We start from the raw sequence: 19,632 nt of genomic DNA, 5'->3' as shown, positions 1-19,632 counted from the left end.
ATGGTCAGTGCTAACCGTCTCGAGCTTCTCCAGATCGCCGACGCCGTCGCGCGGGAGAAGCTGATCGATCGCGAACTGGTGCTTGAGGCGATGGAAGACAGCCTCGGCAAGGCCGCGCGCTCGCGCTATGGCGCCGAATACGACATCCGCGCCTTCATCGACCGCAAGTCGGGCGAGATCAAGATGAGCCGCGCGCTCGAGGTCGTCGACGAGGTCGAGAACCACTTCACCGAGATCTCGGTCGAGGAAGCCCGCCTCAAGAACCCCGAGGCCGAGGTCGGCACCTTCATCACCGAGCCTCTGCCGCCGATGGATTTCGGCCGCATCGCCGCGCAGACCGCCAAGCAGGTCATCGTGCAGAAGGTGCGCGACGCCGAGCGCGAGCGCCAGTTCGAGGAATTCAAGGACCGCGTCGGCGAGATCATCAACGGCATCGTCAAGCGCGTCGAGTACGGCAACGTGATCGTCGACCTGGGCCGCGGCGAGGGCATCATCCGCCGCGACCAGCTGATCCCGCGCGAGGCCTATCGTGTCGGCGACCGGATCCGCGCCTATGTGCGCGACGTGCGCCGTGAGGCGCGCGGACCGCAGATCTTCCTGAGCCGCACCGCGCCCGAGTTCATGGCCAAGCTGTTCGCCATGGAGGTGCCCGAGATCTATGACGGCATCATCGAGATCAAGGCGGTCGCCCGCGACCCCGGCTCGCGCGCCAAGATCGGCGTGATCTCGTACGACAACTCGATCGACCCGGTCGGCGCCTGCGTCGGCATGAGGGGCTCGCGCGTGCAGGCCGTGGTGAACGAGCTGCAGGGCGAGAAGATCGACATCATCCCGTGGAACCAGGACGCGGCGACCTTCATCGTCAACGCGCTTCAGCCCGCCGAGGTGACCAAGGTCGTCATGGACGAGGATGCCCAGCGCATCGAGGTCGTGGTGCCCGACGAGCAGCTTTCCCAGGCCATCGGCCGGCGTGGCCAGAACGTGCGCCTGGCCTCGCAGCTGACCGGCTGGGACATCGACATCATGACGGAGGCCGAGGAATCGGAGCGCCGCCAGCAGGAGTTCAACGAGCGCACGGCGATGTTCATGGAGACGCTGAACGTCGACGAGATGGTGGCGCAGCTCCTGGTCTCGGAGGGCTTCACCTCGCTCGAGGAAGTCGCCTATGTCGAGCTCGAGGAGCTGACGGTGATCGACGGCTTCGACGAGGACACCGCCGAGGAGCTGCAGGCCCGCGCCCGCGAGAGCCTCGAGGAGGCGAATCAGAAGGCGCTCGAGGAGGCCCGCGGCCTGGGCGCCGAGGACGCCCTGATCGAGTTTGAGGGGCTGACGCCGCAGATGGTGCTGGCGCTCGCGAAGGAAGGCATCACCGACCTGGGCGAGTTCGCCAAATGCGCCGACTGGGAGCTAGCCGGCGGCTACACGACGATCGACGGCAAGCGGGTCAAGGATGACGGCATCCTCGAGCGCTTCGACGTCAGCCTCGAAGAGGCGCAGTACTTGGTGATGAAGGCGCGCGTCGAGCTTGGCATCGTCGACCCCGCCGATCTCGAACCCGCCGAGGTCGAGGTCGAGGAGGGCGCGGAAGAGGCGCCCGCCCCGGTGAGCGAGGCGGATGCGCTGTTCGGCGGCGAGGGGGCGACGACGCGGTGAGTCTGACGGTGGTCGAGGATGGAGACAAGGCGATGACCCGCGGCGGGCGAGGCTGGGCGCATGACGCGCCCGAGCGCCGCTGCATCGCCAGCGGCGAAAGCGGCCCGACCGGGCCGCTGATCCGCTTCGTCCTCGGCCCCGACGACAGCGTCGTGCCGGACCTCGCGGGCAAGCTGCCGGGCCGCGGCGCTTGGCTGAGCGCCGACCGAGCGGCCGTCGCGAAGGCGCTGAAGAAGAACCTCTTCGCCCGCGCCTTCCGCCGGCCGGTCAGGGTCGCGCCGGACCTCGCGGACCAGCTCGAGGCGCTTATCGCGCGGCGGCTGGTCGACCTGGTCGCGCTTGCGCGCAAGGCGGGGCAGGCGGTAGCGGGCTTCGAGAAGGTCCGCGCGCGCCTTGGCGAAGGCAGGGTCGGGGTGCTGGTGACGGCCTCGGACGCGGCCGCCGACGGACGCGCCAAGCTTGCGCGGATCGCGCCCGACCATGCCGGGCGGATCGACCTCCTCGACAGCGGGGAATTGGGTTTGGCTTTTGGGCGTGATTTTGCGATACATGCGGCGCTCGACGCCGGCGGCATCGCGGATCGTGCCCTGATCGAGGCAGGGCGGCTCGCGGGTTTCCGCACCCCTCCTGTGACGGACGAGGAAGCACGGGTCCCCGCGCGGGCTTCGGGTAAATTGACGGAAGAAGGGGCCTCGCGGCTCCCGGACAAGGTGATCGATGAGCGATAAGGACAACGACGGCAAGACGGGTGGGCGTGGGCGCGGAGGCCCGGGCGGCGGCGTGCGCGGCTCGGTGCGCCAGAGCTTCAGCCACGGCCGCAGCAAGGCCGTCGTCGTCGAGATGAAGCGGTCGAAGCGGATCGTGCCGCCGGCGGGTCCCGCCGCGGGCGCCGGCGCCGCGGGTGCGGGCAGCGCGGGCCAGGCGACAGCGACGCCGGCCGCTCCGGCCACGGCGCGGCCGGCGGGGGGCAAGCCCTCGACCGTCAAACTCAAGCCGCGCGGTGACGCCGCGCCGGCCGCCGCGCCCGCGCGCGGCACCGAGGGTGACACCCAGCAGCGGCCGCGCCAGCAGCGGCCGAAGATGCTCAACACCCTCTCCGAGGAAGAATACGCGCGCCGTCTCGAGGCCCTGAAGCAGGCCAAGGTCGACGACGAGCGCCGCCGCAAGGCCGAGGAAGAGGAAGCCAAGCGCCGCGCGGAGGAAGAGGCCAAGCGCCGCGCCGAGGAAGAAGCCCGGCGCAAGGCCGAGGAGGCGGAAGCCAAGCGCCGCGCCGAGGAAGAGGCCGCGGCCGAGGCCAAGCGCAAGGCCGAGGAGGCCGTCTCGGCCCCCGAGGCCGCGGCCGAGCCTGCGCCGGCCCCCGCCCCGTCGGCAGCCGCCGCCGCGCCCCGGGCCAAGCCCGCCGCGACTGCGCCGGAAGGCCCGGCGGGACGCGCGGTCGAGGAAGACGAGGGCCGCGGTCGTGGCCGTGGCGGTCCCGGCGCCGCGAAGAAGCCCGCGCCGTCGCGCCGCGCCGGCGACGAGAAGCGCCGCACTGGCAAGCTCACGATCTCCAAGCTCGGCGACGACGAGGGCGGGCGCCAGCGCTCGCTCGCGGCGATGCGCCGGCGCCAGGAGCGCGACAAGCGCCGCATGGGCGGCGGACAGGAGCCGCGCGAGAAGGTTCTGCGCGACGTGCGCCTGCCGGACGCGATCACCGTGCAGGAGCTGGCCAACCGCATGGCCGAGCGCGTCGCCGACGTCATCAAGGCCCTGATGAAGAACGGCATCATGGCCACCCAGAACCAGTCGATCGACCAGGACACGGCCGAGCTGATTGCCGAGGAATTCGGCCATCGCGTCATCCGCGTCTCGGAATCGGCCGTCGAGGAGGCGATCGAGACCGCCGAGGACAAGGCCGAGGACCTGACGCCGCGCGCGCCGATCGTGACCATCATGGGCCATGTCGACCACGGCAAGACGTCGCTGCTGGACGCGCTGCGCAAGACCAACGTGGTGGCGGGAGAGGCCGGCGGCATCACCCAGCACATCGGCGCCTACCAGATCATGACCGAGGACGGGCACAAGATCACCTTCCTCGACACGCCGGGCCACGCCGCCTTCACCTCGATGCGCGCCCGCGGTGCGAACGTGACCGACATCGTGATCCTGGTGGTCGCAGCCGACGACAGCGTCATGCCGCAAACGATCGAGGCCATCGCCCATGCCAAGGCGGCGGGCGTGCCGATGATCGTGGCGATCAACAAGATCGACAAGCCGGGCGCCGACCCGCAGAAGGTCCGCACCCAGCTGCTGCAGCACGAGGTCGTGGTCGAGGAGATGTCGGGCGACGTGCTCGACGTCGAGGTGTCGGCGATCAGCGGCAAGGGGCTCGACAAGCTGGTCGAGGCGATCGTCCTGCAGTCCGAGATTCTCGAACTGAAGGCGAACCCGGACCGCGCCGCCGAGGGCGCGGTGATCGAGGCCAAGCTCGATGTCGGCCGCGGACCCGTGGCGACCGTCCTGGTGCAGCGCGGCACCCTGAAGCTGGGCGACATCTTTGTCGTCGGCGAGCAGTGGGGCCGTGTGCGCGCCCTGATGAACGACCAGGGCGAGCGCGTCGAGGAAGCGGGCCCGTCCGAGCCGGTCGAGGTTCTCGGCCTGCAGGGCACGCCGGAGGCCGGCGACACGCTGAACGTGGTCGAGTCCGAGGCCAAGGCCCGCGAGATCGCTGACTACCGCCAGCGCAAGGCCCGCGAGAAGCAGGCGGCACAGGGTGCGCGCGCGACGCTCGACCAGCTTCTGGCCCAGGCCAAGACCGATGCGGACGTCAAGGAACTGCCGCTCGTCGTCAAGGCGGACGTGCAGGGCTCGGCCGAGGCGATCGTCCAGGCGCTCGAAAAGGTCGGCAACGACGAGGTGCGCGTGCGCGTGCTGCATTCGGGCGTGGGCGCGATCACGGAATCGGACGTGACGCTGGCCGATGCCTCGAACACGCCGATCATCGGCTTCAACGTCCGCGCCAATGCCCCGGCACGCGAGGCGGCGAACCAGAAGGGCGTCGAGATCCGCTACTACTCGATCATCTACGACCTCGTGGATGACGTGAAGCAGGCGGCGTCGGGCCTGCTCTCGCCCGAGGTGCGCGAGAAGTATCTGGGCTATGCCAAGATCAAGCAGGTCTTCAAGGTCTCGGGCGTCGGCAAGGTCGCGGGCTGCGAGGTCACCGACGGCGTCGCGCGGCGCGATGTCGGCGTGCGCCTGCTGCGCGACGATGTCGTGATCCACGAGGGCAAGCTCAAGACGCTCAAGCGCTTCAAGGACGAGGTCAAGGAAGTCCGCGCCGGCCAGGAATGCGGCATGGCCTTCGAGAACTACGAGGACATCCGCGAGGGCGACGTGATCGAGATCTTCGAGCGCGAAGAGGTCGAGCGCACGCTGTGACGGCACCGCCGCGCGGCTGTGCGCGGCCGGGAAGATCAGCCGCGGCGTCGCAAGGCGCCGCGGCGCGCGTTTGGAGCCCCGCGCGGCGGGAGAGGAGAGCAGGCCAATGGCGAAACGCGGACACGAGCGGGCCGAGGGCCCCAGCCAGCGCCAGCTTCGGGTCGGCGAGACGATCCGGCGCGCGCTGTCGGGCATCCTGCTGCGCGGCGAGCACCATGTGAGCGACCTCGAGAACGTGCCGATCACCGTGGGCGAGGTGCGCATCTCGCCCGATCTTCGGCAGGCGACGGTCTACGTCATGCCGCTGGGCGGGCGCGACGCGGCGGGGGCTCTGGCCGCGCTCAACCGCGCGCGGGCCGAGTTCCGCCACCTGGTCAGCCGCGAGATCACGCTCAAGTTCGCGCCGGACCTGCATTTCGCGCTGGACCGGACCTACGACCAGATGGACGACACGCGCCGGATGCTGTCGAACCCGGCCGTGAAGCGCGACCTCGACTGAGGCGCCGGGCGGGCCGGCCCCTGCCGCGTGTCATGCACGCGATGTTCACCTTTGTTCCCTCCCCTGTCCCTGCCGGTGACCGCGCGAGTCGCGCGCCGTCGGCGGCACGGGGGGAGCGGGCATGGCCGAGATCGTCCAGAGCGGATGCGTATTCTTCGGCCGCAGCGAGGGGGCACAGCTGGGCTATGCCATCTCGGTCGCGGGTGATGTCGATGGCGACGGCTGGGCCGACCTGATCCTCGGCGCCCCGGGCGCCTCGGTGCGCGACGCGGGCGGCGTGCTGGTCTCGGCCTCGGTGGGCGAGGCCGTGCTGCTGCGCGGCGGTCCGGGCGGCTTCGCGCCCGCGCTGCGCCTGGCCACGGCGGCCGGCGACCCGCGCGTCACCGTGTTCGAGGGCTCGCAGGCGCATGGCCGTGTGGGCGCGGCCGTGGCGGGCGGCGGCGACATCGACGGCGATGGCTTCGGCGACCTGCTGATCGGCGCGCCGTTCCGCGACCACGGCGCCGGCGTCGACGCCGGCAGCGCCTTCGCCGTATTCGGCGGCGCCGCGGCGCTCGAGGGGTGGAGCAGCGGCGCCCCCGGAACCGGCAGCGTCTCGCAGGAGATGAACGGCGGCACGCTTCGGTCCTATGCGGGCTTTTCCGTCGCGATGGTGGGCGATATCGACGGCGACGGCCGGGCCGACTCGGCCATCGGCCTGCCCGGCGCGAGCGTCGGCACGCGCTTCGGCGCCGGTGTCGTCGAGTTGCGGCTCGGGGGCAGCGGCGACCGCGATCTCGACACGGGCGGCGGCGGGCTTCGGATCATCGGCGGCGCCGCGCTCGATGCCGCCGGGGCCGCTCTCTCGTCGGCGGGGGATTTCAACGGCGACGGGATCGACGACCTGCTGATCGGCGCGCCCGAGGCGAACGGGGCCGCGGCGCAGTCGGGCGCCGCCTACATCGTGTTCGGCCGCGACGGCGGGTGGCAGGCCGATATCGACCTCGGCACGCTCGCGGCAGGCGATGGCGTCGTGCTGCGCGGCGCGGTCTCGGGCGACCTGGCCGGCGTGTCGGTCGCAGCCGCAGGCGACGTGAACGGCGACGGTATCGACGACGTCATCATCGGCGCGCCCGAGGCGGCGAACGGGCGGGGCTCGGCCTATGTCGTGTTCGGGCGGCGGGACGGCCTTGCCGCCGCCATCGACCTCGGCGCGCTCGATGGCGCGGCGGGTTTCCGGATCGACGGCGCCGCCGACGGCGGGGATCTTGGCACCTCGGTCGCCGGCGTGGGCGACGTCAATGGCGACGGCTTCGACGATCTGCTGGTCGGCATCCCGCGCGCGCCCGCGCCCGGCCGGATCGCCCCCGGCGGGGCCCTCTTGCTGTTCGGCTCAGAGAGCGGCCCTGGCGCGGTGGTGTCCGCGGACAGCGTCGCGCCCGGGCAGGGCTATCTCTTCCTCGGCGCGGGCAGCTTCGACGCGGCAGGCATCACCGTCGCCGCGGCGGGCGATATCAATGGCGACGGCTGGAACGACCTGCTGATCGGCGCGGACCTCGCGAATGACGGCGCGCGGGTGGATACGGGCGCGGTCTACCTCGTCCATGGCGGCCCCGGCATCCTCGCCGCGCTTGACGCGCTCGACGGCACGATCGACGGCAGGATCGAACTCGCGCGCGTCAGCACCGCCGTCAGCGTGGAGAGCGCCCTCGTGACGGCGCCGGTCGCGGCCGCTTCGCCGCCTCCGCCGGAGGAGGTCGACAACGACCCGGCGACGACGCCCGAGCTGCGCGGACCACACGAGATGATCGCCGCGAACGAAATCCTGACGGCCGAGCAGCGCGCACTGATGGCGAGCAAACCGAGCGCGGGAGACGACATAGCGGAGCCTGCGGATAGCCGCGCCGCCGGGCTTCGCGCGCGCCTCGCCGATCACTTCGACTTCGGCGACCCGAGCGCCGGCCCCTGGTCCGCGCCGGGCGGGGACGCCGCCTCGCCGGGGCTTGCGGCGCGCGACCCGGGGACGGGTGGCCCGTGGGCGCTGTTTGCCAGCAGCCCCGGCGACGGTCCGGCGTACGAGGCGCCATGGCAGATCATGCCCGATGCCGGGTTGGAGGGTTTCGACTTCGCGTGAGATCGCCGGCCGCGACCGCGCGCCGACGCCCGATCCTGCGGTCGGCGCTCAGTCGTGGGCGGTCATCGAAAAACGGTTGGTGGCGCGCACCAGCTCCGCCGAGATCCCGGGCTCGGACAGCGCATGACCGGCATCGTCGACGATGCGCAGCCCCGCCGCGGGCCATGCGCGCACCAGCTCGACCGCGGTGGCGGGCGGACAGATCATGTCGTAGCGGCCCTGGACAACGACGCCGGGCACATCGGCGATGCGATCCATGCGCGTATGGATCTGGCGGTCGTCCTCGAGCCAGCCGCCATGCTGGAAGTAATGGCACTCGATCCGCGCGAAGGCACGGGCATAGGCGCCATCGACGAAGCCCGCATTGACCGGGCGAAGCGCGGCGGTCGCCGTCTCCCACCGCACCCAGGGGCGCGCGAAGCGCAGCTGCTCGGCCTCGCTCGGGCCTGTCAGCCGGCGGTGATAGGCCGCGATCAGGTCGCCGCGCTCGGTTGGCGGGATCGGCTGGATAAAGTCCTCCCAGGCCTCGGGGAAGAAGCGCGCTGCGCCGCCGCCATAGAACCAGTCGAGCTCGCGCCGCGTCAGGGTGAAGATGCCACGCAGCACCAGCCCGGTGACGCGCCCAGGATGGGTCTGGGCGTAAAGCAGCGCAAGCGTCGAGCCCCACGAGCCGCCGAAGGCGAGCCAGCTCTCGACCCCCAGATGCGCGCGGATCGCCTCGATGTCCTGCACGAGATGCCAGGTGGTGTTCATCTCGAGCCCGCCATGCGGACGCGAGCGGCCCGCACCGCGTTGGTCGAACATCACCACGCGCCAGCGCTCCGGGTCGAAGAAGCGGCGCATGAAGGGGCTCGACCCGGCGCCGGGCCCGCCATGCAGCACGATCGCGGTGGGGCCCTGCCTGAGCCCCGAGATCTCGACATAGATCGAATGCCCGTCGCCGACGTCGAGGTGGAACCGGGTATGCGGCTCGACCGGTGTGTAGAGCCGGGTCTCGTCAGGCGTTCGCTGGCGGATGTTCACGCGGCGACAGCTCCCTGGGCCGTGGCGATCGGACGCAGCCGCCGACCCCCGTGGCGGCGAACGCAGGTTTGACCTATGTCAGCCGGTGAGCCCATGCAAGGCAAGCTGAAAAGGGAGGGCGCAACATGGCACAGGGCGCAAGCGTCGATTCCGCCGAGGTCGCCAAGTTCGAGGCGATCGCCGACGAGTGGTGGGACCCGAACGGCAAGTTCCGCCCGCTGCACATGCTGAACCCCTGCCGGCTGGGCTATGCCGTCGACCAGATCGCGGCCCAGCATGGCCGCGACCCGGCGGCACGGCGCCCGTTCGAGGGGCTCTCGATCCTCGACATCGGCTGCGGCGGCGGCCTGCTGGCCGAGCCGATGGCGCGCCTGGGTGCCCGCGTCACCGGCGTCGACCCCGCCGAGCGCAACATCCCCGTGGCCCGCATCCACGCCGCGCGCATGGAGCTCGATATCGACTACCGCGTGTCCACGGCCGAGGCCCTGGTCGAGGCGGGCGAGAGCTTCGATGCGGTTCTGAACATGGAGGTGGTCGAGCATGTGCCCGACCCGCAGGCCTATCTCGACGCCTGCTCGGCGCTGGTGAAGCCCGGCGGGATCATGATCTGCTCGACCATCAACCGCAATCCCAAGAGCTACATGATGGCCATCGTCGGCGCCGAACAGGTGATGCGCTGGCTGCCGCGCGGCACCCATGACTGGCGCAAGTTCATCACGCCCGACGAGCTATTCGACATGATCGGCAAGTCCGGCCTCACCCCGGTCGACCGCAAGGGCTTCCAGTTCAACCCGCTGACATGGAGCTGGCGCGTCTCGGAGCGCGACCTGTCGGTGAACTACGTGACCGCCGCGGTCAGGCCCGCCGTGGCCTGACCAGCGCGAGCCCCGCGAACAGAAGCCCGAGCGCCGCCCAGACCCAGGGCGAATGGCGCTCGCCCAGGACCATCATGCCGAGTGCCACGCCCGAGCCGGTGACCACGTAGGCGGTCTGCGCGGCGAAGACCGCGCCGCCATTGGCGATCAGCCAGACGAAGCCGAGATAGCAGCCGACATTCAGCACCGCCGAGGCAAGCAGCGCCCCTTCGCGCCAGCCGAAATCCGACAGGTCGGGGGTGGCGCCCAGCGCCAGCATGGTCGGGGCCACCATGAGCGTCGCCGCCAGCAGCAGGCCGCACATCGCCTGCACCGGGTCCGTTCCGGGCGGCATCCATCGCGCGATCACCACGTTCTCGGCCGAATACGAAAGCGCGACCAGCACCGGTAGCACCACCCAGGCCGCCTGTGAGGGGTCGGGCAGGCTCGCCTCGGGGCCGACCAGCAGCAGCATGGCGGCCAACCCGAGGCCGAGGCCGAGCACGCGCAGCGGCTCGGCCCGCTCGATCCGAAGCGGCAGCGCCAGCACCAGCGTCATCATCGGCACGGTCGAGAGCACGATCGACTGGACGCCGACCGGCAGATGCCTGATCCCCTCGTAGCTGAGGGTCGAGGGCAGCGCCGTGCCGAGCAAGCCGCAGACCGCGTAGAAGGCAAGATGCCTGCGCCCGAGCGGCAGGCGCCGGCCGGTCAGGCGCATCGCGATGGTGAGGATGACAAGCCCGATCAGCGCCTGCCAGAAGGTGACCCCGACCGGATGATGTCCTGCCGCCATGCCGATCTTCGCCAGGAGCTGGGTCGAGCCCCAGGCGGCGCCAATGCCAAGCATCGCCACCCAAAGCAGCGCTGGACGCGCGCCGGTGGCGGGGGCGGCGATGAGACCGGCAGACATGGCGGGTAACCTTGGACAGCGCCGCCGGGCCGCGGCGGAACCCTGAACCCTTCACCCACCTGCGGGCATGACGTCAACCCCGACATGCAGGCTCTGCGCGCCCGCACCCACCACGATGCCCGAGACCGGGCTGACATCCGAGTAGTCGCGGCCCCAGGCAAGGGTGATGTGGTCCTCGCCCGGGATCATGTTGTTGGTCGGATCGAACTCGACCCAGTCGAGCGCCGGGTCCCACACCGCCACCCAGGCATGGCTGGCATCGGCCCCGGCAAGCCGGGGCTGCCCCGCCGGGGGGATGGTTCGCAGATAGCCCGAGACGTAGCGCGCGGGCAGCCGGCGGGCGCGCAGCGCGGCCAGCATGACATGGGCGAAGTCCTGGCACACGCCGCGCCGCGCCGCGAAGCTCTCGGCCGGCAGCGTGTCGGCGGCGGTCGCGCCGGGCACGTAGTCGAACTCGGCATGGATCCGGGCCGAGAGAGCGGCCGCCGCGGCCAGCACCGGGCGGCCGGGCGCGAAGCAGTCGCGCGCCCAGTCCTCGATCTCCTCGTTTGCCGTCGTGAGCGCGGTGGGAAAGGCGAAGGGTGCGACATCGTCGGGCACCGGGCCCGCGGCCGCGCCGGTCGCGATGGCGCGGACGTCCTCCCAAGGGCTCGACGCCTCGAAGATGAACGCGGACGGCGACTGGCGCTCGACGCGGCTGATCGCGACGATCTCGAACCGCCCGTGGGGCCGGCTCACGGTCGCGGCATGGGCGAGATTGCCGAACATGTCGCGCTCGAGGACGATCTCGTCCGGGCGCGGGTCGAGGGAGATGCGGCTCGAGAGGACGCGCTGACCATTGGTGTCACGCGGCGTCAGCCGCAGGAGGTGCTGCGAGAAGGCCGCGCTCTCGACATAGTCGTAAACCGTGCGGTGGGTGACATCGTAGATCATGGCGTCTCGCCCAGGCGGCCCTGGCTCATCAGCGCGACCGGCGCCTCGGCATGCGCGAAATAGGCGCGCGCGAGCGTGTCCGAGACCTCGGCAAGCTCGCTGCGGCAGCGGGACATGAGCGCGCCAAGCGCCGGGCGCGCGCCGTTCGCGTCGGTGGCGGCCACGGCGTCTGCCTCGGTCAGCCGCACCTCGGTCAGCAGAGCGAGGGCGCGGCGGTGCTCGGGCCGGCGGTAGGGCGTCTCGGAGGGCAGCATCGACAGCACCTGCTCGAGCTGGGCGAGCTGGAAGCCGAGGCTGCGGGGGTTGGTCTCGTCGAGGATCAGCAGGTCCATCACCGCCGCCGGCGTCGGCACCATCATGTAGCGCGCGCGATAGGCCGCGGCGGAATCCGAATAGGTCAGCAGCGCGCGCAGGAAGCTTTCCTCGTTCTCGCGCTCGCGGCCGGCGATGCGGCCCACGATGCGGGCGATCTGGCTGCCGCGCTCGATCCGGCGGCCCATCTCGAGGAAGCGCCAGGCGAAGTTCCGGGTCAGGTTTTCCTGGGCCGATCCGGCGAAGGCCGCGAGGCTGCGCAGGGCGTCCTCGATCAACCGCGCGATCTCGCCCGAGGCGCGGAAATCGAGCCGCCCGCGCCAGCGCGGATCGGCGCAGAGCCGGTCGATGTAGCGCCAGCTTTCCTCGGAGATCGACAGCCGCGCGCGAGCCGCGCCCGAACGCAGATGCGCCAGCGTGGGCGCGAGCCCCTCGGGCTCGTCCGGGTCGCCGATCAGCCGTACCAGCGTCTCGCGCAGGCGGGCCGGCGCAGGCGCGCGGTCGTCCTCGCGGGCATGCACCGACAGGAGCGTCGTCAGCGCCGCGGGATCGGCGTCGATCCGGTTGCCCGAAAGGTAGCGCTGCAGGCAGACATTGAGGATGCGCAGCACCGACTCGGCGCGCTCGGCATTGCGGCCAAGCCAGAACACCTCGTCGGCCACGCGGCTCAGAAGCTCGCGCCCGGTGCGGCGCAGATGCCCGCCCGCGAGGCGCGCGGCCAGGAGGCTTGCGGCCTCGTCCTTCGCCGCGCTGCCGGGATCAGGCAGGACCCAGACGTCCTTGCCGAAGCCGAGTGCGGGCGGCGGGCAGCCGGGCTCGACCGTGGCGGCAACCCCGCCCGGCGCGACGGACCAGCTTTCGCCCGCCCAGCTTGCGAAGACGCGCATCATCCACTCGCGCGGCTCGAGGCCGTTGGCGCACCAGGCGGGCGTGGTGGCGAGCGGCGGGGTCGCCACGGCGGCGAAGCGCTCGCCCACGCGCTCGAGCGCGACGGCGAGCCGGTCGCGCTCGGCACCTGTCATCGCCGAGGGGTCCTCGGGCAGGAGCGGCGCGGCATCGGGGCTGGCGCCGCCGGTCAGCGGCTCGATCCGCCAGAAGGGCAGCTCCTCGAGCACCTGGGCGCGCGCCGCCGGGTCGCCCAGCCAGAGGCAGGGCGCGTCGGGGATCTCGAGCGGCTCGCCCAGCAGCCGCTCGCAGAGCCGGTGCGCGTAGGGCGCGAGGGCGCGGTAAGCCATCGCCGCGGTGCCGATCGCGTTGCCCATCACCAGCCCGCCCGCGCGGGCGGCAACGGTCAGGGCGGGCGCGCCGGGCGCAGCACTGCGCGGCCGGTGCAGCGCGTCGATCCGACGGTCGGGCACGCCGCGCAGCAGCACGTCGACCTTCTTCAGTCCGTCGAGGGTCTTCACGAAGGCGGCGCCGTCGCGCACCGTGAGATCGGCGGGCTCGACCAGCGTCGCGTTGAGATAGCGCGCCAGGTACGCATGGCTGAAATAGCGTGGGTCGCGCTCGCCCCCCGTAAGAAGGGCCAGCCGCCCCTCCCAACCGGTGAGGCTGTCGAGCAGGTCCTGGAAACGCGCGAAATGGCTCGCGATGCGGCGCGCGCCGCAATCGATGAAGGGCTCGGCGATGGCCTGGCTGGTGGCGATGCGGTTGGCGATCAGCCAGCCATCGCCCAGCGGCGCGTCGAGACGGTCGGCGAGGATCATCCAGCGCCCGTCCGCGCCGCGTGCGACATCGGCCTCGAACACCAGGGTGAAGCGCTCGGGCGGCTTCTCCCAGCCCGCGGCATGCGCGGCGAAGGCGTCCGAGCCGAACACGACGCCGGGCGGAAGCAGCCCCTCGCGGATCGTGCAGCGCGGCCCGTAGAGATCGGCGATCACGGCCTCGGCCAGCCGCGCGCGCTGCGCGAGCCCGCGCTCGAGCGTCGCCCAGTCCGAAGCGGAGAGAACCACCGGCAGCGGATCGACCGCGCCCGGCGCGGCCACCGTGCGCGCGGTGAAGGCGATGCCCGATTCGTCGCGCAGCCGGCCCAATTCGCTCGCGATGGCGTCGATCACGGGGGGGCCGGCCTCGGCAAGCCAGCCCGCGAGCCGCTCCCAGTGCGTCCGCACGCGGCCTGTCGCGTCGACGGCCTCGTCATGCCTGTCCGCGGCGGCCTTGTATGGCGGCGCGGGCGGCCGCAGACCGGCGTCACCACTCGCTCCCGCGGCCCGAGCGCCCTCGGCCATCATTCCTCACCCCCTGGGCCCGCCATCCACCGGGCGGCGTTGATTCTCTCAATACTGGCGCCTGAGGTCCAGCGTCAGTGGAAACTCGGGGCTCTTTCTCGGCGTCATGGGGCTGATTCGTCCCGGACTGTGGCCGATCGATTCGAATCGCGCCATGCGACGGCCCTCGGCCTCGAGATCGTTGACCGGCTGGGTCTCGAAACTGCGCCCGCCGGGATGCGCCACGTGATAGACGCAGCCGCCCAGCGACCGCGCCGACCAGGTATCCCACAGGTCGAACGTCAGCGGCGCGTGCACGTCGATGGTCGGATGCAGGCATTGCGCCGGGCGCCAGGCCCGGAAGCGCACGCCCGCGACATGCTCGTCGGCGCGATCGGTCGCGGTCAGCGGCACGTCCCAGCCGTTGCACAGCAGCTTGTAGCGGCCGGCGAGGTCGCCGTCGACCCTGAGCTGCACGCGTTCTAGCGAGCTGTCGACATAGCGCGCCGTGCCACCGATGGCCCCGGTTTCGCCCAGCACGTGCCAGGGTTCGAGCGCGGCGCGCAGTTCGAGCTTGACGCCCCGGCGCGCAACATCGCCCAGCAGAGGGAAGCGGAATTCGAACTGCGCCTTGAACCATTCCGGGTCGAAATGGATGCCGAGCCCGCCCGAGAGGTCGGCGAGTACGTCGAGGAAATCCTCCCAGACGTAGTGGGGCAGCATGAAGCGGTCGTGCAGCGCCGTGCCCCAGCGGACCGGCGGCAGGTCGTAGGGCCGGCGCCAGAACCAGGCGATCAGCGCGCGCAGCACCAGCGACTGGGCCATCGCCATGCGCGGATGCGGCGGCATCTCGAAGGCGCGGAACTCGACCAGGCCCAGCCGACCGGTCGGCCCGTCGGGCGAGTAGAGCTTGTCGATGCAGATCTCGGCCCGGTGCGTGTTGCCGGTCAGGTCGGTCATCAGGTCGCGCAGGATCCGGTCCACCAGCCAAGGCGGCGGCGCGCCGTCGGGTCCGGGGATCTGGCCGAGCGCGATCTCGAGCTCGTAGAGCACGTCCTGCCGCGCCTCGTCGATCCGGGGCGCCTGGCTGGTGGGCCCGATGAACACGCCCGAGAACAGGTAGCTGAGCGACGGGTGGCGCTGCCAGTAGCGGATCAGGCTCGCCAGCAGGTCGGGGCGGCGCAGGAAGGGGCTGTCCTCGGCGCTGGCGCCACCGACCACGATGTGGTTACCGCCGCCCGAGCCCACCATGCGCCCGTCATGCATGAACTTCACCGTGTCGAGCCCCTCGTGCCGCGCGGCGTCATAGAGCGTCTCGGTGATCCGGCACTGCTCCTCCCAGCTGGTGGCGGGCTGGATGTTCACCTCGATCACCCCCGGGTCGGGCGTCGCCTTGATGACATTGAGGCGCGGGTCCCAAGGCGGCGAGTAGCCGTCGAGATGGACCGGCTGGCCCGTCGCGGCCGCGGCCTCCTCGACCGCGGCGATCAGGTCGACATAGGACTCGGCATTGGGCACGGGGGGCATGAAGACGCAAAGCTTGCCGTCGCGCGGCTCGACCGTCACGGCGGTCCGGACATATTCGGTGTGGATCGCGCGGGCGGGGTCGTGCGGCGTGGCAGACGCAGTCACGTTCACCCAGGCCCCACCGGCGCCCGAGGCGGGGCGGTCCGACGGGCGGTCCCAATAGCGCGCGGCCTCGCCCGGGCGCTCGGCCTGCGGGCCGGGCGGAACACCGGCCGCCTCGTCGCGCGGCTGCATCCTGAGTGTCGAGACCGGAAGCGGCGGACGCTGCGCGAAGGGGTCGCGCTGGAACAGGAAGGGATAGTCGCCCTCGCCGAGGAAAGGCAGCGAGGTCAGCGGCAGGCGGTAGCCCGCGGCGCTGTCGCCCGGTGCGAGGTAGAGCCGCCCGCGCCGGGTCTTCCATTTCTCGGTCGCCCAGCGATGGATCCGGCGGTTCCGCGGCCCGTCGGCGGCCTGGCTCATCGCAAGCTGGCACGGGATGACGATGCAGGTGGGCGTGCCCAGGCCGCGCTCGAAGGCCTGTGCCATCTGGCGGCGCTCGAGCGGGTCTTCGAGCCGGTTGTTCGCCGGGTCGAGGTTCTGGGGCAGGCGGTGCTCCTGCAGCACGTAGGTGATCGGATCCTCCCATGCCGGCTCGGCCGCCTCGCGCGGGAGCTCGAGCGCCTCGGCCAGCGCGCCAGCGAAGCGCTCGGCATCCGCGATGGTCGCGTCCTGCCGGCGCTCGGTGGCGATCAGTTCGGGATCGTGCCACAGGGGCACGCCGTCGCGCCGCCAGTAGAGGGCGAAGGCCCAGCGCGGAAGCTGCTCGCCCGGATACCACTTGCCCTGGCCGTAATGCAGCACGCCGCCGGGCGCGAAGGCATCGCGGAGGCGGCGGATCAGCCGGTCGGCATAGTCGCGCTTGGTCGGGCCCACGGCGGCCGTGTTCCATTCGTCCGCGTCGCGGTCATGAGCCGAGACGAAGGTCGGCTCGCCGCCCATGGTCAGGCGCACGTCGCCCTCGTCCAGCATCCGGTCGACCTCGTGCCCGGCGGCGTCGATGCGCGCCCAGTGCTCGTCGGTGAAGGGCAGGGTGACGCGCGGCTCCTCGCGCACGCGCCGCACCTCCATCTGGTGATCGAAGCTGACCTCGCATTTCTCGAGCACGCCCGAGATCGGCGCCGCCGACTTGGGCGAGGGGGTCGCGGCGAGCGGGATGTGCCCCTCGCCGGCGAAGAGCCCCGAGGTCGGGTCGAGCCCGATCCAGCCCGCGCCGGGGACGTAGACCTCGCACCAGGCGTGCAGGTCGGTGAAGTCGGCCTCGGGCCCGCTGGGGCCGTCGACGGCCTTCACGTCGGGAGTCAGCTGGATCAGGTAACCCGACACGAAGCGCGCGGCGAGCCCGAGCCGGCGCAGCAGGTGGACGAGCAGCCACCCCGAGTCGCGGCACGACCCGGTGGCCTTCTGCAGCGTCTCCTCGGGCGTCTGGACACCCGGCTCCATGCGGATCGTGTAGCCGACGGCCTGTTGCACATGGCGGTTGACCTCGACCAGGAAATCGACGGTGTGCATCCGCTCGCGCGGGATCCCGGCCAGCATCGCCTCGAAGCGCGGGCCGTGCGGCGCGGTCTCGAGATAGGGGGCGAGGTCCTTCTTCACCTCGTCCTGGTAGGAGAACGGCACGTGGGAAGCGCTGTCCTCGAGGAAGAAGTCGAAGGGGTTCACCGCCGCCATGTCGGCGACCAGGTCGACCACCACCTCGAAGCTCTCGACCTTCTCGGGAAAGACGACGCGGGCGAGGTAGTTGCCGAACGGGTCCTGCTGCCAGTTGATGAAATGCGGCTCGGGCGAGATCTTCTGGCTGAAGGCGAGGATCTTGGTGCGCGAATGCGGCGCGGGGCGCAGGCGGATGACCTGGGGGCCAAGGGTGATGCGGCGGTCGTACCGATAGGTCGTGCGATGCGTGATCGCGGCGTTGATGCTCATTCGGCCGGCCTCCGATGCTGCGTTGCAATATGTTAGGGCCGCGCAGCACCGGAGTGTCAATGCGCGGGCGGGGCGCAGCGCTTGAAGACTTGCGTCTTTCGCGCTTTAGTCGGGGCGACGACGCCGTTTCCGGATGACGATGTTCCGTTTCCTCCACAGTTCCGACCTGCATCTTGGCAAGCGCTTCGGGCAGATGCCCGAGGAGTTCCGCGGGCAGCTGAGCGCGGCCCGGCGCGGCGCGCTGGCGCGGCTTGCCGATGCCGCGCGCAATGCGGGGGCCGAAGTCATCCTCGTCGCGGGAGACGTGTTCGACACCGCGACGCCGGCGCCCGCGACCCTGCGCCAGGCGCTGGCCGAGATGGCCGCCGACCCGGCGCTGCGCTGGGTGCTGCTGCCTGGCAACCACGACGCGCTGGCCGCGGACGAGCTTTGGGCCGAGATGGCGCACCGGGCGCCGCAGAATGTGACACTGGCGACCGCGCCCGCGCCGGTCGAGCTTGGGCCCGGCGTCGTGCTCCTGCCCGCGCCCTGCACCACGCGCCGCCCCGGGCGCGATCTGACGGCATGGATGGACGCCGCCGCGACGCCCGAGGGCGCGCTGCGCATCGGCCTTGCCCATGGCGCCGTGCAGGACTTCGGCGAGGAGGGCGCCGCCGACACGATCGCCCCCGACCGGGCCGAGACGGCGGGCCTCGATTACCTCGCGCTGGGCGATTGGCACGGGCAGATCCGCATCGGGCCGCGCACCTGGTATTGCGGCACGCCCGAGCCCGACCGCTTCAAGCACGACGCGCCGGGGCGGGCGCTGGCGGTTTCGATCGCGGGTCCCGGCGCCACGCCCGAGGTCGCGCCGGTCGAGACCGGGACCTTCTCGTGGCGGCGGATCCGCCTGGCACTGCTGCCGGCCGAGGACCCCCGCGCGCGGCTCGACGCCGCCTTGCCGGCAATGGCCGAGCGCCGCCGCACGCTGCTGCGGCTCGAGGCGGAGGGGCATGCGCGCCTGGCCGGACGCACCGCGCTGGCCGCCGCGGCCGACGAGGCGGCACCCGATTTCGCCTATTTCGAGTTCCGCGAGGACGGGCTTGCGATCGAGCCCGAGGCGGACGACCTCGACGCCATCGACCGTGGCGGCGCGCTGCGGCAGGCGGCCGAGGCGCTGATGGCCGACGCGAACGACATGGCGCTGGCGCCGGCCGAGCGCGCGGCGGCGGCCACCGCGCTTGCGCGCCTCTATGCCTATGCGGTCGAGGACGCATGAGGCTGCGCGCACTCAGGCTGTGGAACGTCCGGCGCTTTGCCGCGCGGGGCGTGGCGATCGAGGGCATCGCCGACGGCGTGAACGTGCTGGCCGCGCCGAACGAGGCCGGCAAGTCGACCGCCTTCGACGCGCTGCACGTGCTGTTCTTCACGCCGCATGGCTCGAACGCGCAGGCGGTGCGCGATCTGCGGCCCTACAGCGGCGGAAGCCCGCTGATCGAGGCTGATATCGAGACGGAAGCCGGAGCGTTCCGCATCTCCAAGCAATTCTTCGGCGGCCGCTTCGCGCGTGCAGCGGATCTCGGCTCGGGGAGGATCATCGCCCAGGCGGACGAGGCGGAGGCTTTCATCACGGGCCTCGTCAGCGGCGGCGCGGGCGGGCCCGCCGGTCTCTTATGGGTCCGGCAGGGCATCACCGGGATGGAAGGCGCGACCACGCGCGAACGCGACGAGGAAAAGCGCGCGCGCGAGGACGTGTTGACCTCGGTCGCGGGCGGCGAGGTCGAGGCATTGACCGGCGGCCGGCGGATGCTGCGGGTCGCGGACCGCTGCGCCGCCGCGCTCGACCAGCTCGTGACCGCGACCGGCCGGCCCAAGGCGGGCGGGCCCTATGCCGAGGCAGCGGCCGAGGTCGACCGCCTGGCCGAAGAGGAGGAAATCCTCGCCCGCGATCTGGCGGCGCTGGGCCGCGACCTCGAGACCCGCCGCGCGGCGCGTGCGCGGCTCGCCGACCTCGCCGACCCCGCCGACCGGGCCAAGCGCGAGGCCGCGGCGGCACGCACCACGAAGGCGCTGGAGGCGGCACGCGCGCATGCCGAGCGGCTCGGCGCGGCCGAGAGCGCCGAGAAGCTGGCCGAGGAACGGGCGCGGGCCGCCCGCGAGACGGCCGAACGGTTTGCCGCGGACCTCGACCGCGCCGCCCGGGCGGCGGAGTCGCTGTCGCGCGCCGAGGGACGCAA

The 19,632-nt window shown here is 71.9% G+C and carries 13 protein-coding genes; 8 read left to right on the top strand and 5 right to left on the bottom strand.

Annotation, left to right across the window (positions count from 1 at the left end; genetic code table 11):
- The 5 genes from nusA to H0I76_RS18000 all read left to right on the top strand — a co-directional run bounded on the left by nusA (position 1) and on the right by H0I76_RS18000 (position 7,685).
- Complete coding sequence (gene nusA, locus H0I76_RS18020; protein ID WP_200613213.1) at positions 1-1,653, top strand: transcription termination factor NusA; 1,653 nt, start codon at positions 1-3, stop codon at positions 1,651-1,653.
- Positions 1,650-2,381: an RNA-binding protein gene (locus H0I76_RS18015; protein ID WP_325166482.1), complete on the top strand. Its 732-nt coding sequence runs from the start codon at positions 1,650-1,652 to the stop codon at positions 2,379-2,381. The genes nusA and H0I76_RS18015 overlap by 4 nt, the downstream gene beginning before the upstream one ends.
- Positions 2,371-5,073, top strand: coding sequence for a translation initiation factor IF-2 (gene infB / locus H0I76_RS18010; protein WP_200613210.1), 2,703 nt, complete (start codon positions 2,371-2,373; stop codon positions 5,071-5,073). The genes H0I76_RS18015 and infB overlap by 11 nt, the downstream gene beginning before the upstream one ends.
- A 106-nt stretch (positions 5,074-5,179) precedes the next feature.
- Positions 5,180-5,572 carry a 30S ribosome-binding factor RbfA gene (gene rbfA, locus H0I76_RS18005; RefSeq protein WP_200613208.1) on the top strand — a complete coding sequence of 131 codons (393 nt, stop codon included), beginning with the start codon at positions 5,180-5,182 and terminating at the stop codon, positions 5,570-5,572.
- A 121-nt stretch (positions 5,573-5,693) separates the two neighbouring features.
- Positions 5,694-7,685 carry an integrin alpha gene (locus H0I76_RS18000; protein ID WP_200613206.1) on the top strand — a complete coding sequence of 664 codons (1,992 nt, stop codon included), beginning with the start codon at positions 5,694-5,696 and terminating at the stop codon, positions 7,683-7,685.
- A 48-nt stretch (positions 7,686-7,733) separates the two neighbouring features.
- On the opposite strand, the gene pip is transcribed toward H0I76_RS18000, so the two are convergent.
- Positions 7,734-8,708 carry a prolyl aminopeptidase gene (pip, locus tag H0I76_RS17995; RefSeq protein WP_200613203.1) on the bottom strand — a complete coding sequence of 325 codons (975 nt, stop codon included), beginning with the start codon at positions 8,706-8,708 and terminating at the stop codon, positions 7,734-7,736.
- A 125-nt stretch (positions 8,709-8,833) separates the two neighbouring features.
- Here pip and ubiG point away from each other — a divergent pair, with 125 nt between their 5' ends.
- Positions 8,834-9,583 carry a bifunctional 2-polyprenyl-6-hydroxyphenol methylase/3-demethylubiquinol 3-O-methyltransferase UbiG gene (ubiG, locus tag H0I76_RS17990; protein WP_200613201.1) on the top strand — a complete coding sequence of 250 codons (750 nt, stop codon included), beginning with the start codon at positions 8,834-8,836 and terminating at the stop codon, positions 9,581-9,583.
- Here the strand turns inward: ubiG and H0I76_RS17985 are convergent.
- The 4 genes from H0I76_RS17985 to H0I76_RS17970 are packed head-to-tail and all read right to left on the bottom strand — an operon-like array spanning position 9,564 to position 17,416.
- Positions 9,564-10,475, bottom strand: coding sequence for a DMT family transporter (locus tag H0I76_RS17985; RefSeq protein ID WP_200613198.1), 912 nt, complete (start codon positions 10,473-10,475; stop codon positions 9,564-9,566). The two genes, ubiG and H0I76_RS17985, sit on opposite strands and share 20 nt — an antisense overlap.
- Positions 10,476-10,526: 51 nt before the next feature.
- Positions 10,527-11,408 (bottom strand): transglutaminase family protein, encoded by an 882-nt coding sequence (locus H0I76_RS17980; protein ID WP_200613196.1) that lies wholly within the window; start codon positions 11,406-11,408, stop codon positions 10,527-10,529.
- Positions 11,405-13,948, bottom strand: a complete 2,544-nt coding sequence (locus H0I76_RS17975; protein WP_200613194.1) for a circularly permuted type 2 ATP-grasp protein — start codon at positions 13,946-13,948, stop codon at positions 11,405-11,407. The genes H0I76_RS17980 and H0I76_RS17975 overlap by 4 nt, the downstream gene beginning before the upstream one ends.
- Before the next feature lie 48 nt (positions 13,949-13,996).
- A complete protein-coding gene (locus H0I76_RS17970) occupies positions 13,997-17,416 on the bottom strand; it encodes a transglutaminase family protein (RefSeq protein WP_200613192.1) in 3,420 nt (1,139 codons plus the stop codon).
- Between the two features lie 133 nt (positions 17,417-17,549).
- Here H0I76_RS17970 and H0I76_RS17965 point away from each other — a divergent pair, with 133 nt between their 5' ends.
- Together H0I76_RS17965 and H0I76_RS17960 are read left to right on the top strand one after the other, a co-directional pair.
- Positions 17,550-18,674, top strand: a complete 1,125-nt coding sequence (locus H0I76_RS17965) for a metallophosphoesterase family protein (protein WP_200613190.1) — start codon at positions 17,550-17,552, stop codon at positions 18,672-18,674.
- Positions 18,671-19,632 (top strand): AAA family ATPase (locus tag H0I76_RS17960; RefSeq protein WP_200613188.1); only part of this gene is annotated, 962 nt, incomplete at its 3' end. The genes H0I76_RS17965 and H0I76_RS17960, both read left to right, overlap by 4 nt.

Origin of the sequence: Thermohalobaculum xanthum (genome assembly GCF_016623495.1) — a bacterium.
Classification (GTDB): domain Bacteria; phylum Pseudomonadota; class Alphaproteobacteria; order Rhodobacterales; family Rhodobacteraceae; genus Thermohalobaculum; species Thermohalobaculum xanthum.
This window is presented reverse-complemented; position numbering and strand designations above follow the sequence as displayed.

Bases quoted from the DNA above. Each gene is read 5' to 3' on its own strand.
- nusA (WP_200613213.1), top strand. From the start codon at position 1: ATGGTCAGTGCTAACCGTCTCGAGCTTCTCCAGATCGCCGACGCCGTC.
- infB (WP_200613210.1), top strand. From the start codon at position 2,371: ATGAGCGATAAGGACAACGACGGCAAGACGGGTGGGCGTGGGCGCGGA.
- rbfA (WP_200613208.1), top strand. From the start codon at position 5,180: ATGGCGAAACGCGGACACGAGCGGGCCGAGGGCCCCAGCCAGCGCCAG.
- H0I76_RS18000 (WP_200613206.1), top strand. From the start codon at position 5,694: ATGGCCGAGATCGTCCAGAGCGGATGCGTATTCTTCGGCCGCAGCGAG.
- ubiG (WP_200613201.1), top strand. From the start codon at position 8,834: ATGGCACAGGGCGCAAGCGTCGATTCCGCCGAGGTCGCCAAGTTCGAG.
- H0I76_RS17985 (WP_200613198.1), bottom strand. From the start codon at position 10,475: ATGTCTGCCGGTCTCATCGCCGCCCCCGCCACCGGCGCGCGTCCAGCG.
- H0I76_RS17980 (WP_200613196.1), bottom strand. From the start codon at position 11,408: ATGATCTACGATGTCACCCACCGCACGGTTTACGACTATGTCGAGAGC.
- H0I76_RS17975 (WP_200613194.1), bottom strand. From the start codon at position 13,948: ATGGCCGAGGGCGCTCGGGCCGCGGGAGCGAGTGGTGACGCCGGTCTG.
- H0I76_RS17970 (WP_200613192.1), bottom strand. From the start codon at position 17,416: ATGAGCATCAACGCCGCGATCACGCATCGCACGACCTATCGGTACGAC.
- H0I76_RS17965 (WP_200613190.1), top strand. From the start codon at position 17,550: ATGACGATGTTCCGTTTCCTCCACAGTTCCGACCTGCATCTTGGCAAG.